This is a genomic window from Paenibacillus germinis, from assembly GCF_013141785.1.
GTDB classification, from domain to species: domain Bacteria; phylum Bacillota; class Bacilli; order Paenibacillales; family NBRC-103111; genus Paenibacillus_E; species Paenibacillus_E phytorum.
In genome coordinates, this window is sequence record NZ_WHOC01000076.1 from 142,860 (window position 1) to 156,650 (window position 13,791).

Annotated in this window: 11 protein-coding genes; 6 read left to right on the forward strand and 5 right to left on the reverse strand. The window is 45.7% G+C overall.

Features of this window, described 5'->3' with window-relative positions; genetic code table 11:
• Positions 1 to 228: 228 nt before the first annotated feature.
• Positions 229 to 1,293, reverse strand: coding sequence for a zinc-dependent alcohol dehydrogenase (locus GC102_RS15725; protein WP_171690388.1), 1,065 nt, complete (start codon positions 1,291 to 1,293; stop codon positions 229 to 231).
• 185 nt (positions 1,294 to 1,478) lie between these two features.
• Between GC102_RS15725 and GC102_RS15730 the strand changes: the two genes are divergently transcribed.
• From GC102_RS15730 to GC102_RS15740, 3 genes are all read left to right on the forward strand, one after another.
• Positions 1,479 to 2,312: an AraC family transcriptional regulator gene (locus tag GC102_RS15730; protein WP_171690389.1), complete on the forward strand. Its 834-nt coding sequence runs from the start codon at positions 1,479 to 1,481 to the stop codon at positions 2,310 to 2,312.
• Positions 2,313 to 2,438: 126 nt separating this feature from the next.
• Entirely contained in the window at positions 2,439 to 3,452 is a 1,014-nt protein-coding gene (locus GC102_RS15735) for a zinc-binding dehydrogenase (RefSeq protein ID WP_171690390.1), read from the forward strand.
• Positions 3,449 to 4,498 carry a Gfo/Idh/MocA family protein gene (locus tag GC102_RS15740; RefSeq protein WP_312883292.1) on the forward strand — a complete coding sequence of 350 codons (1,050 nt, stop codon included), beginning with the start codon at positions 3,449 to 3,451 and terminating at the stop codon, positions 4,496 to 4,498. Before GC102_RS15735 ends, GC102_RS15740 begins: the two co-directional genes overlap by 4 nt.
• Before the next feature lie 63 nt (positions 4,499 to 4,561).
• Here the strand turns inward: GC102_RS15740 and GC102_RS15745 are convergent, their stop codons facing one another.
• Positions 4,562 to 5,776: a DNA-binding transcriptional regulator gene (locus GC102_RS15745; protein WP_171690391.1), complete on the reverse strand. Its 1,215-nt coding sequence runs from the start codon at positions 5,774 to 5,776 to the stop codon at positions 4,562 to 4,564.
• A gap of 174 nt (positions 5,777 to 5,950) precedes the next feature.
• Here GC102_RS15745 and GC102_RS15750 point away from each other — a divergent pair, with 174 nt between their 5' ends.
• From GC102_RS15750 to GC102_RS15760, 3 genes are read left to right on the forward strand one after another with little or no spacing between them, the layout of a single operon-like run.
• On the forward strand, positions 5,951 to 7,054 hold the full coding sequence (locus GC102_RS15750) for a Gfo/Idh/MocA family protein (protein ID WP_171690392.1): 1,104 nt from the start codon (positions 5,951 to 5,953) through the stop codon (positions 7,052 to 7,054).
• A gap of 21 nt (positions 7,055 to 7,075) precedes the next feature.
• Positions 7,076 to 7,933, forward strand: coding sequence for a DUF6807 domain-containing protein (locus GC102_RS15755; RefSeq protein WP_171690393.1), 858 nt, complete (start codon positions 7,076 to 7,078; stop codon positions 7,931 to 7,933).
• Positions 7,934 to 7,941: 8 nt separating this feature from the next.
• Entirely contained in the window at positions 7,942 to 8,976 is a 1,035-nt protein-coding gene (locus GC102_RS15760; protein ID WP_171690394.1) for an NAD(P)-dependent oxidoreductase, read from the forward strand.
• 83 nt (positions 8,977 to 9,059) lie between these two features.
• On the opposite strand, the gene GC102_RS15765 is transcribed toward GC102_RS15760, so the two are convergent.
• The 3 genes from GC102_RS15765 to GC102_RS15775 all read right to left on the reverse strand — a co-directional run bounded on the left by GC102_RS15765 (position 9,060) and on the right by GC102_RS15775 (position 13,702).
• The gene (locus tag GC102_RS15765) at positions 9,060 to 10,031 is read right to left on the reverse strand and encodes a CapA family protein (RefSeq protein ID WP_171690395.1); all 972 of its coding nucleotides are present in this window, start codon (positions 10,029 to 10,031) and stop codon (positions 9,060 to 9,062) included.
• Positions 10,032 to 11,082: 1,051 nt separating this feature from the next.
• Complete coding sequence (locus GC102_RS15770; RefSeq protein WP_171690396.1) at positions 11,083 to 11,919, reverse strand: alkaline phosphatase family protein; 837 nt, start codon at positions 11,917 to 11,919, stop codon at positions 11,083 to 11,085.
• 22 nt (positions 11,920 to 11,941) lie between these two features.
• Positions 11,942 to 13,702 carry a glycoside hydrolase family 35 protein gene (locus GC102_RS15775; RefSeq protein ID WP_171690397.1) on the reverse strand — a complete coding sequence of 587 codons (1,761 nt, stop codon included), beginning with the start codon at positions 13,700 to 13,702 and terminating at the stop codon, positions 11,942 to 11,944.
• Positions 13,703 to 13,791 lie beyond the last annotated feature (89 nt).

The following is a 13,791-nucleotide window of genomic DNA, read 5'->3' on the forward strand; positions in this document are numbered from 1 at the left end:
TTTCGTGTATAAACGAACTAATGAGAATAAGTCGTAGCCTGACCAGTCATGGAGCATGACAACGCTATTTTCAAATGAAAAATGGCTAGAAATATCTATCATACTCTCATGGACTGGTAGGCTTTGATGAAGGAAAACGAGGTACGCATCAACAATGAATGGCATTGAACAACTTGCACAATATTGGCTTCGAGCGTTTCTTTGGGGATCGTATACGAACAGCAGTGATTACAACATTTCAAGAGATACAGGTACAGCACTTACTTGTTTCTCAGCTTCCCCTCCTTGCTCCTTCCCGTAATCAATGAGAACGCCTAATACGTCTCGTGGAGATTCGCGAAGCAATTCGTAAGCCACTGTCATTGAGGGTAAAGACATCTCATGCGTGATAAGTGTTTGGATGGAAATCCGTCGTTCCGCAAGTAAACGAATAAATTCCGCCATGTTGCGACCTTCTGTCCAACGTACGTAACCGATGGGATAGTCGACGCCCTTGCTTTCGTAGCTGTCATGATATCGCCCAGGACCACCAGCTCGTGAGATGAGCACCTGTGCCTCTTTGGCAAACATCAGCTCCCGATCGAAGTCCATCTTCACATCGCCGACAATGACGATTTTCCCTCTGTCGCGAATCCAGCGAAGGGCCTGATCAATAATGCCGGAATTGGCACCATTGGCGCAGATGACGACCGCATCAACACCTTCATGCGGTTGAAACGAATCGATAGTGCGATTAACATCCTGTACATTGTCGCATACTTGTACGTCACAGGCTTCCGAAAGCTTGGCGCAGCGTTCCGCCAACAAATCAAGCCCGATTACCCGGCTGCCGGAAACGTCTGCAATCCGACATACGATTTGTCCCAGTATACCTAGTCCAACCACGACAACCGATTCTCCAAAACGCAAATCCGCTTGCCGCAGCGCATGAATGGCGATCGCACCGAGTCCGACGAAGGATGCTTCTTTGGAGCTGCATTCATCTGGAAGCGGAACAACTAAATGCTTAGGAACCACTAAGAATTCCGCATGTTTAACATAAGGAGAGCCGTAACAAGCAACTCTCTGCCCTACCTTCACATGGGATACGCCTTCCCCAATTTCCCGCACAATTCCCATCGCACTGTAACCAAGTTGAATGGGAGTATCGGTCATCAGGTTTTTCAGCAGCAGCTCTGTGCCCGAACTAATTGCGGAATAGCAGGTTTCAACACGTACATGGTTCGTTTCAACAGAAGGTTCTTCAATGTCTAAGACTTCAACCTTACCTTTCAAGGAAATAACTGCTTTCATCTCTTCCCTCCTTTCTTCATTGGTATTTATCTGGATCATATTATTCATGTTAAGCGATAGTAAAAGGACTGTCAAACTTTTTTCATAAGCATTTCGTCCTTATTTTCTGCAAATAGTTTTAGATAAGTACCAAATAAGAACCAATGATTATGATATAATTAACTACAAGATAGGGGTTGACTAGCATGAAGAATGATATGCTCTCATCTCTGCTGGAAACAGCTGAGTTAAAAGTGTTAAAGTTTGATATCCATCGACGTCGCGAGATGAACTACCGGAACCGTGTATTTCAAGAGTATTACATGATGACCTATGTGAGAAAAGGCTCGGCCAAACTCAGGGTTCAGGACAAGATCTATGCGATTGAACCGGGCTCCGTCATTTTTATTCCTACTTTTCTGGAACACGACCAATATAAAGATAGCGATGAGGAAACCGAGTTTCTCTGGTGGCATTTTACTTACAAGATTCAGAATGTGATCGATGTGCTGCCGTTTTTACAAATCCCATATATCTATCCGCTGAAAAATCACAAAAAATTCGAAGCCGTATTCGACGAATTCATTCTCTCCACCACAAGGGAAGGCCATATCCCTAACATCATTTTGCAAAAAGCAAAATCTCTTGAATTGCTTTATTTGTTATTGGACAATGCTTTGGGAAGTACGAATATCACGGATTTGAGACAGCAGTCTCACAGCTTTTTGTCCATCTTATTGAAGATTGTAACCCAGCCCGAGGCTTCGCTTTCCTTATCGGAATTAGCCAAGGATTTACATATGAACCCAACCTACGTAAGCAACCACTTCAAAGAGATGTTCGGCAAATCACCGATCCTTCTGCATCGGGAAATGAAAATCGCAAAAGCAAAATCGCTTTTGGAAATGCAACAAATGAACATTACCGAAATCAGCAGCACCCTTGGATTTAACGACTTCCAAACCTTTACCCGCCTTTTCAAGAAATACACAGGCATTTCTCCCGTTCAATACAAGCGTTTGTTTGATAAAAATATTTGAAAATACTTCCAGATGAACGACCTGTATAAGTGTTAAACTTCAGCAAAGTTGTGCTCTATTTTTGTAATTCCGATACCTATACACTATTCTCGAGGGGAAATGAAACCCGTTCGAGGAGGTAGGGAAATGGAAACACTGCGTATCGTTTTCACAGAAAAACAAAAGGTTGAGGTCCGAAAAGAAACGTTCGATCCTGCACTCGGTCAGACCGAAATTTTATGTGCCGCTCTATGCTCCCTGATTAGTACAGGGACAGAGCTTCAATGCCTTAGAGGTGTATTTGACCCCGATACCAACTGGTCGGACTGGGTTAAGTATCCTTTCTATCCCGGTTATTGTATGGTGGCTGAAGTGCTAGAAATTGGCCCAGAAGTTAAGGGGATACAAAAAGGGGATCGCGTATTTGTCGAGAATTCGCATTCGCAATATTTTAAAACAGATGCCAAGCATGCCTATCTTCTTCCCCAGCATATCAGCGCCGAGCAAGGCGTATGGATCAACCTTTCCAAAACAACACAGCTTGGTGTAAGAAGAGCAGAGCTCCAGCTAGGGGAAACTGTAGGCGTCATCGGTCTTGGACTTCTTGGACAGTTGGTTACCCAATATTTATATCTATCTGGGGTCAAAGAGATTTTCGCCATCGATCCTGCTGAGAGCCGTTTGCAACTGGTTCACGAACGACCGGGCATTCATCTGCTGCCCATGGATGCGGGAAAAGCACATGAAGAAATCAACCATAAAACGGATGGCAGAATGCTGGATGTTATCTTCGATATTACCGGACATCCGGCTGTTCTAGCCCAAGCCACTCGGCTCGTTAAACCTTTGGGACGAGTTATTTTGCTGGGAGATACAGCAACGCCTTCTGAACAGGGAATGGGCCGAAATGTTGTGTCCAATTCCGTTTCCATTCTGGGCATCCACGCCCAAATGAATTACAACGGTTGGAATCATCCCGAAATGGCCGCTTTATTTTTAAGTTATATCGCGCAGGGACGAATGGACGTGTTACCTTTGAATACCCATCATTATTCGCCATCAGAAGCCCCGCAGGTGTACGATTCATTGGTGCAAAACCGTAGTTCTGCCATGGGCGTTCTGTTTGATTGGACGAAATTAATGGGAGGAAGCGAATTGTGAAATCACAATTGAGGGTAGGACTAATTGGATGTGGGGCCATTTTACAGCGCCGCCATTTGCCTGAGTACCTAGCACATAAGGATGTAGTCATTGTAGCTGTATGTGATCCTAATTTGGAACGCGCACAAGAAGTTGCTAGACAGTTTGGTATACCGAATGCCTACGAAACACATCAACAACTGCTGCAGAGTGGCGGGATTGACGCTGTTTCCGTCTGTACGCCGAATCATCTTCACAGCTCCGTGTCCATTGAAGCCATGGAATTGGGCATTCACGTACTGGTCGAAAAGCCGATGGCCACCTCTCTGAAAGAAGCGGAAGCTATGATTCGCACGGCCAAAGAACAGAATGTATTTTTGATGGTCGGCCACAATCAAAGGTTTATGCCAGTACACAGCAAAGCAAAAGACATTTTACAATCCGGAAAATTAGGCAAGGTGTTAAGCTTTAGTACGATATTTGCTCACTCTGGACCCGAACATTGGAGCATAGATGGCAAAACCAGCTGGTTTTTCAACCAGGAGCATGCCTTTTCCGGCGCATTAGGCGATTTAGGCATCCATAAAGCGGATTTGATCCACTGGCTGTTGGAAGACAGGTTCACGGAAGTCACGGCATTTTGCTCGACGCTGCATAAACCTACGAACGTGGATGATCACTCGATGATATTATTGAAAACAGCAAGCGGAACCGTAGGCTCGTTAACAGCCAGCTGGACCAATTATGCAAACGAAATTAACGCCACTACGTTATACTGCGAAGAAGGTACATTGAAAATCGGAACCGATGACCGTTTCGGGGTAATCGTTGAATACTCAGACGGTACGAAGGATTACCATGAAGTCGGGGCATTGCAAACCAATAAGACTGGGGAACAGCATAATTCGGGCGTTATTCATCATTTTGTCGATGGTATTCTGTCTGGCAACGGCCATGACATTACCGGAGTGGATGGTTATAGAGCGCTTCAGACCATCCTTGCGGGTATGGAATCTCAGCAATTGAAGAAAGTCGTCGTTATTCCGGAGCTGGCGGAAATTAATTAATTCTTTTCTACAATGTAAAAAAGTGCCCCTCCCACGCGATTGCAATGAGAGTGGCACTTTTGTCTACAAATCTTGAATTCGATGTTTATTCTGCTGCCGAAACTGCCCAGGCCTGATCCCAGTCGCTCTCTTAAAGACTACACTCATATATTCTGTATGTTTAAAGCCGATGCGTTCGGCGATGACAGCTAAGGAAAGTTTAGTATCTAGGAGTAGTTTTTTTACAAGCTTTAGTTTTACATTTATGATTTCATCATGTGGTGTGCGACCCAATGCTTTCTGAAATCGGCTTTCCAATATACGGCGCGAAACCTTGAGTTGTTCGAGAATATCTTGAACTTGAATATCATCATAGGCATGATTGCGAATAAAACGGACGGCATCGGATACCATTTTGTCCTCTATAGCAAGAACATCTGTTGACAATCGGACATGAACATTTAAGGGTTCAATCAAGTGCATTTGTGCCCCTATTACTTCGCCTGACATCATACGCTCGAGTAACTCCGCTGCTTGGTAGCCTGTTTTGACGGCATTCGTTTTGATGCTGGATAAGGGAGGATTGGATAATTCGCACAAGAGCTCATCGTCATCCACACCTAGGACAGCCACTTCATCAGGAACGGCAATCTGAGCAATCCGGCAAGCCTCGAGAAGCTGTTGGCCGCAAATGTCATAGCACGCCATGATCCCTATCGGCTTGGGTAGGTCATACAACCATTGGACCAGCTTGTCTCTTTCTGTCTTCCATGATTTTCCACTTAATAGATTTTCAGAGGCTTCATACATATGGCAATAATGACCTCTCTCCGCAAGATATGCTGCCAAATAGGTGCATCGTAAGTTCGACCATCGAAAACGAGAGTCCCCATAAAACCCTATATGTTTAAATCCACGTTCGAGAAAATGCTCTGCAGCCAATTGGGCAATGGATTGATCATTCGTCTCTACATAAGGAAGGCTCGGAATCATTCTTGAGGCACTGAGATCTACGGTTGGAAGACCCGCGTCCTTAATAAACCGAGCGGTTTGCTCGTTTTCTATACGGGCGATAATGCCATCTCCCTGCCACTCACGCAGCCAAGTCAAATCGGTGTTATTTCGGCTATATTCACTGAGAAATATCGACCAAGGACGATTTTCACGCAAATAGGTGTTTATCCCGCTGAGAAGTCCACGAGCGTACCCATTCGAGGTTTCAATTAATAGAGCGACCTGTTTTTGCTGTGGATTCGTTATGGATACATTTCCGCCCAATCCTGATGTGAATAAACTCATTAGTAAACAACCCCTTTTTCACACTACTTATTAATATATGGTTATATTTCACTATTTACAACTAGGAAAGATAGGTGAAAAATCTCATTTTAAAAAGCAAATTATCTCATCGACTTCTTTTGTTTTTTGGTCTAAAGTCAAGCTATAAACGGAATATGACAGGAGGATCCAACTGTGTCTTCAAAAATACGAGTCGCTATTGTCGGTTTAGGCTTTGGGTCAGAATTTATTCCAATCTATCAAAATCATCCCTATGCGGAAATGTACGCCATCTGTCAAAGAACAACGGATAAATTGAATCAGATAGGTGACCATTTCGGTATTGAAGTTAGGTATTCCAGTTTTGATGAAATGCTGAAGGATGACAACATTGATGCCGTGCATATTAATTCTCCGATCCCTAACCATGCCGAGCAGAGCATTGCAGCATTGGTGGCAGGCAAGCATGTAGCTTGTACGGTCCCTATGGCGACGACTGTTGAAGATTGCAGGCGAATTATTGAAGCCCAACAGCTGTCTGGGAAAAATTATATGATGATGGAAACCTGCGTTTACACCCGCGAATTTCTATATGTGAAAGCTTTGCGTGACAGCGGCCAACTTGGGCGGATTCAGTTTCTACGCGGAGCTCATCAACAAGAGATGTCAGGCTGGCCTGGCTACTGGGAAGGACTTCCACCCATGCATTATGCAACGCATGCAGTTAGTCCATTGCTCGCACTTGCCGGCAAGGAAGCAGAATTCGTCTCGTGCTTGGGTTCTGGACAAATTGCCGACAAGCTTGCTGCAAAATACGGCTCACCTTTTGCAGTCGAATCTGCCATATTCCGACTTCGTGACTCTAACCTTGCCATGGAGGTTACGCGTTCTCTCTTTGAAACATCACGCGAATATGTCGAAAGCTTCGACGTGTATGCAGATCAAATGAGCTTTGAATGGCAGCAGTTAGAGGGGGAAGAACCTGTTATTTTCACAGGTGAGAACGCTAAGCGAGTTGAAGTTCCAGATTATGCAAACTTGCTCCCAGAAGGCATACGTAAATATACACTGGAGGGTGTCTATGATTCGGCAGATAACGTACATTTATCCTTCAAACAAGGAAACGGGCATGGTGGCTCCCATCCGCATTTGGCACACGAATTCATCATGAGCATAGTTGAGAAACGTGAATCTTTCCCCAACGTCTATACGTCTGCCAATTGGACTTGTGCCGGCATATGCGCACATGAATCCGCCATGAACAATGGTGAGCAAGTGAAGCTGCCAATATTCCGATAAATTTATATGGAGGTCTTCCCCATGGGTATCCCTTATTTAAGAGCTGAAACCGATGAACAAAGCATACGTATCTATCGTGGCGATCATCCAGATCCGATTCTTGTACAGAATGCACAAACGAATCAACGTCCCTTTATTCATCCAATCCTTGCTCCGGATGGAAAAGGTGTGTTAACTGAAAATACTCCGCCTCATCACCCCTGGCAGCATGGCATTTATGTCGGCTTGAATGATGTAAATGGCATTGGATTTTGGGAGGAAGGCATTAAACATCATCCAAAGGATGGCAGCTTTCACCCTCAGCCGCTCAAGCCTGCAGTCGTTAACCTACACCATGCTTCATGGGAGATTGAAACGCATTGGCGTGATCCACAAGGAAACCATATGATTACTGAACTGCAGCAATGGAGTCTGCATGATCTGGGGAGTACATATGAGCTTGATTTCCAATGGTCTTTACGAGCAGAAATCAAACTAACCTTCGGACGTTACGATTATGGCGGTCTTTTTCTTCGTATGCCTTATCGTCATGAACTAGGAGGCGAAGCGCTCAATAGTGAAGGTCAAATGAATGGTGAAGCAGAGGGAAAACGTGCCCGTTGGGTATCTTGCAGAATGCCGATTGAAGGCCGATCTGACAACGCTGGCTTTGTGTTTATGGACCATCCGAACAATACGGAGCATCCTGTGCCATGGCGTGTTGATGGACAATTAGGTATTTCTCCTAGCCGTTGCATTGCAGGTCAGTGGGAGCTGGATCAAGGAGAAACACAAATGAGCCAGTATCGGATACTCGTATTTTGTGGCAATATGGATCCATCCACTGTGAATGAAAACTGGCGAAATTTCGCATCAAAAATAGCAATGAACAAGGAGTGAATCCTATTATGAGAAGTGTTATTATCGTCCATCCTAGTTTCGATGCGATCTGGCCGTGGACCGCGGACCACTTTCACACACTTTGGAAAGCTCAAGGAACAACTGATTTTATTCGATTGGCTCCTGATGAGTTAAAAACGCTTGGTGAGCTTGTTCCCGAACCCAGCAGCGTTACCCGTTTGATTTCTTTAAATGTAGCTGTCACATCCGATTGCTTACACGCTTTCAGTAGTTTAAAAGAAGCCGTTATTACAACTAGCTCCTATGGGAGTCCTTTAGCGGAAGAACAAATGGGTATTTTGAAAGATGCAGGAGTGACCGTGTACACGCATCCTAGCGAAGGTTTCTGGGGACAATCCGTATCCGAGTTCGGTCTGGCGCTAACCCTATGTGGTTTACGTAGAATTCCTCAAACGCATCATGACATCATGACAAGCTTGCAGCCTTGGCATTATGAACCTGATAATGGTGTAGGTACGCCGAAAAAAAGAGGACAACAGTTTGGTGACGATCCCAACTTTACGAATGGAACCGTTGAAGGTAAACGAGTCCGTATTGTTGGGGCAGGCAACATCGCTTCTCGTTATGCCAGCTTTGTCAGCATGCTTGGGGCAGACGTTGCGGCGTGGGATCCCTTCGCTACTGAACCTTCCTTTCACCGCGCAGGAGCTAGAAAAGAATGGCACTTGTGCCAGCTCATCCAAGATGCTGAGATTTTCGTACCCATGGTACCCTTAACAGAGAAAACAACAGGACTGATTACATCAGAGCATATTCATTCATTGCCTAAAGGATGTTTGGTGGTACTGGTAACGAGAGCAGAAATTTGTGATATGCAGGCGATTCGTGAGCGCGTTCTTAAAGATGAGCTTAGCCTTGCAGCAGATGTTTTTGATATCGAGCCCTTACCCTTGCAGGATTCATTATTAGGAAGACATAATGTTGTTCACACTCCACATAACGCTGGACGAACAGTACAAGCAAATCAACGTTGGGCAGAGAAACTACTCGAGCAGTTCCTTCCCTTTTCACAACATGAATAAGAATCAATTCATCAACAACAAATGCAACAAAAGTGCCCCTCCCATGTGATTACATGGAGCGAGGCACTTTTCATGTCCGAAGTCTATCTCACCGGAACAACTGTAAACGTAGTCTTGTCCGCTTTCCTCTTCTCCACTATCGTTGGAATTTGGTCAATTTTGAGGACATCTATGACGCCACTTTCATTTTTAGATAGAGTCAATGAAAGAATCATTCCCCGAATCGTACTCTCACTTTTTGTCAGCTTCGACGATATGAAGTTACCTAAGGAGGAAGCAGCGACTCGATTGCGCACCTTGCCATCGTTGTCTTTCACTACAGTCTGAGTTACCGGGTGCAGCACATGTGGATGTGAGCCTAAGACTACGTTAACGCCTTGTTTAAAGAGGAACTGCATCAATTGCTTCTGATCTCTGCTCGGATAAGTCTGATACTCTTTCCCAAAATGTAAGCATACTATGATGAAATCGGTTTTGTTTTTCAATTGGCGGATATCTGCAATCATCTTTTTTCGATCGAATGGATTCACCATCCATCGACGAGGAACAGATATGGCATTCGTCCCCTTGGTATAGGCCAAAATACCAATATCCACCCCTTTTACACGCATAATCAGATGCTGATTAGCTTCATCAAGGGTACGAGAGGTACCCGTATGCTTGAGCCCGTGTTGATCGAGGACCTTCAACGTTCGCTTTAAGCCAGCTACACCACCATCCATACAATGGTTATTGGAAGTTGTTAATACATGAAACCCTGCGTTTTTCAGCGTTGCTGCCAAGGCATCCGGGCAATTGAATACGGGATATCCGGTTCTCGGATTCCTTCGTTCCATTGGACAATTGCATTTGGGACGGATTCCCATCCTGCCCAATTGCCTGTTCCCAGAGAAGGTCGTTTCCAGATTGCCAATCGTTAGATCATGGTTCATTAGGTAAGGTTTAATAGGTTCAAAAATAGGATCAAACGAATATCCGTCTTCTTGTTTAGCAGAGTCAATGATTTCACTTTTCATCAGCAAATCTCCGACTGCGGCGATCGTTATTTGCTCCAACGCATTCCCTCCTCTCATGAGCACATTATTCGACGAAAGGGGTTGTTGATTGTAAAATAGGCTGGGCTTTGGAGTACGACAGGTTGGGAGAGTCGGTGTTGGGGGCTGGGGCGGGAGCTGATAATGGGGCATGATACTGGGTGTTTGGTGCTGGTGTTAATTCTTAATACTGGACCCGGCAGCTGTCCCCCTCCGTTGCGAGGTATTTAGCGATGTTAATCATCGCTAAATATGGAGATCCCCCTCTGGCACACACTTTAGCAATGAAAAACATCACTATGGAGCAGAAATCGGACTAATTAGCTGATTCCTCATCATTTAAGGTTGTTTTATACCGTTAACGAAACACATTTTGGTAGCGTTCAAACTTTAGTGATGAAAAACATCCTTACGGAGCGAAAATCCTACACCACAGCCAGCGTGCCAGTTCCGAGATCACACACGTGACTATCCCCAAATCCCATTTGTGATTTTCGAGCCCCACTATACAATAACCAGCTTACGCCGACCTTAGTCGAGAGTGTTTGTAGAGATCGATGCCGTGCAAATTACGTCTATGACGTTTTTGTTTAGCCAATCGCTTGCTAATCCGTGTAATGTTGTACATTCGTGAGGGCAAATGGGCTATAGTGGTTACCAATGTTGTATTCTCTACAACAATTCACACGCCAAAAGGCTATTTCGCAAATTGAAGTTGCATTTCGTACAACATTTCGAGCCCATTTGTTGCGAAATGGCCTGTATAGGACCAAATTGTTGTACATGATACAACAACGAAGGGGGTGAGGTGAGAATTAGGCAGCAATTGTTGCACTTTCTACGATATCTTCAACCGCGAATAGAGTTTCATTGATCCAGCAACCTCAACCTAGCATAGTTGAGCTAAATAGGGGGAAGCTTTCCCAAAAAACACATAAATTCTGTTAAAAAGAAGAACCTCCAAACCCACTTCAGGTGGGTTTGGAGGTTCCTTTACGATAAATTTGAAACTGACTCATTCGCGCCGAGTCCATACGGCGTCTTGCCAGCTCCAGTCGCTGTGCGTTATCCTTTAGCGCTGCCCTGCTTTCACCAGCAACCCGCTCGGAAGCTTGGCATCCCAATCATCCGGGAATGGTAGGCCTAGCGCAGATAGCGCGACGGCAGCCGTGTCCATGATAGTCAGGCCAGCCAAATCAGCCTCTGTTTGAATGCCAGGGCCACGGCAGCCCCAGAAAATCGTCATATCTTTCGGATGATCGCTGCCATGATTGAAGGAATCCAAGCCCCCGCCGCCATGATCCGTCGTTACAATAATCAGACTGTCTTCCAGCATTCCTGCATCTAGAATGGCTTTACTGATCTCACCGATTTGACTATCTGCACGCGAGATCGCCTTTAAGTACTCCTCCGAGCCATACCCATGCCGATGGCCGGCAGCATCCACATCATCCAACTGAACGAACAGCAGCTCAAAATCCGGATTGTTATGGATATACGCGGCAATGGCAGGAACCAAATCTTCATCCGGTGCAGCGTATTTATAAACCGCATCGTTCTCTTCAATGACTCCGGTCTGTATCGGTTTCCACGAAACGAAGGAAGCCATCTTGCTGTTAGGTTTGGCTTCACTAATGATTTGAAATAAGGAGGGCGTTGCCGAGACTACTGGGTAGTTCCGTTCCATTTTGATATTCACATGGGACTCATGTCTCTCCGGCGTTACGCCATGCAGCAGAGAACCCCAGCATTCCCCGCTAATGGAGGGAAATACGGTTTGGGCATGATCCGTTTTGGCTCCGCCCAGGAGGAGTACATCGATATACGGCGTATCCGCTTCGCTGACGAATGCCCCCGCTCCATCTATACCAAGAATGATGACTCTTTTGACTGCCATGGTTGATGCCATTGTCAATCCCTCCGATTTCAAGTTATCCCAAATCCGGCGTATCCGTCAGTTCAATGACCGGCGTATCCGTATGATGTAATTCAAATACGATAATTTCATTGCGTCCAATTCGCAGTAATGGCGCCGGCAGATACAACGTTTGCTGCGGCCCTTTCTCCCAATAACGTCCCAAGTTAAACCCGTTAATCCAGACTACACCTTTCGTCCAGCTGTCCAAACGAATGAACGTGTCCCCCGCTTCTTCCACGGTGAATTCCCCTCGATAAAAGGCAGGACGATCATTCCTCTCACTTACCTCCGCGGAACGTTCAAACGGAATCGCCGTCAGATTATCCAGTGGGAGTGGATATATTGTCCAATCAAACAAGAACTGATTGTTCATCCGTACGCCCTCTGTAATTCCTTTATAGTCCTTTAACTTCGGACCATAGTTGACGCGCCCCATGTTCTCGACCACAATGTCCAGCTTCGCGCCTTCAGCGGGAATGTCCATCGGGAGTGGACGCGAATCCCATCTTTCCACCGTGCCTTGATAGACACCGTCCAAAAAGACTTGCGCACGGTCATGTACCTCCTGCAGGTGCAGCTTTTCACCGGAACGCGGCCCGGAGACATGCGTCGAATAGACGATGAAACCGTAGCTTTGACCAAGCTTCTCCATTGGTTCCGGGTAAACGCACTTCACGGACTCTGAGAGAATTGGCAAATGGTCAAGCATATCTGCTTTTTCAGCCAACGTGATACGACCGTAGCTTTTCTTCTTAATAGGTGCAGGTAATTCCGGGAAATCCTTAACATCTTTTCCTAGATAGTTAGCAATCACGCTGCGGACAGCTTTATATTTCTCCGTCTCATCTCCGCATTCGGACAAAGGAGAATCATAGTCGTAGCTGGTGATGGTCGCTTCATACTTATCACCATAGTTCGCTCCGTTGTAGAAGCCAAAGTTCGTCCCGCCGTGGAACATGTAGAAATTCACTGAGGCGCCAGCGCGAAGCATTCGGTCGAATACGTCCGCAACATCGCCCGCATCACGCGTGTGGTGAGGCTTCAACCAGTGATCAAACCAACCGTTCCAGTACTCCATGCAAACGAGCGGCTCATCAACACGATACTCGCGAAACTTATCAAAAGCCTCCTCCGGCTTAGAACCGAAGTTCACCGTGGCAAGCGTGCCTGGAACTGTCCCGCCTTGCAGCATGCCATCCTCTGGACCATCAGATGTAAACAGCATAACATCTACCCCGCGGTTGATGAGCCCATCCCGTAAATACGTTAAATATGCTGTGTCATTGCCGTAGCTGCCATATTCATTTTCAATCTGCATCGCAATGATAGGTCCACCATTTGTACTAAGCAGCGGGACCAATAGAGGGATCAACGCGTCATAGTAACGGTCGACTTTCTCCAAATAAGCCTGATCCATGCAGCGAAGCCGCATATCCGTATATTTCAACAGCCATGCCGGGAATCCGCCAAACTCCCACTCCGCACAGATATAAGGGCTCGGCCGCACGATCACATGTAGACCCAGCTCGCCAGCCTGCTCCACAAATCTCACGATGTTCGCTATACCATCGAAGTTAAACACATTTTCCTGCGGTTCATGCAAATTCCAAGGAATATAAGTCTCCACGGTATTAAACCCGCAGGCTTTGAGCTTCAATAAACGATCGTTCCAATATTCGGGCACGACACGAAAATAATGGATGGCTCCAGATATGAGTTGCAAAGGCTTCCCATCTAAAAGAAACTGCTTATTTTGGGCTTGTAAAATGGCCATGGTTATCCCTCCGGATTATGATTGCGATTTGGTTTATATTCACCTTCATCATCGCTGAAATAGCACTTCTCCCTCAATCTCCAAATGGA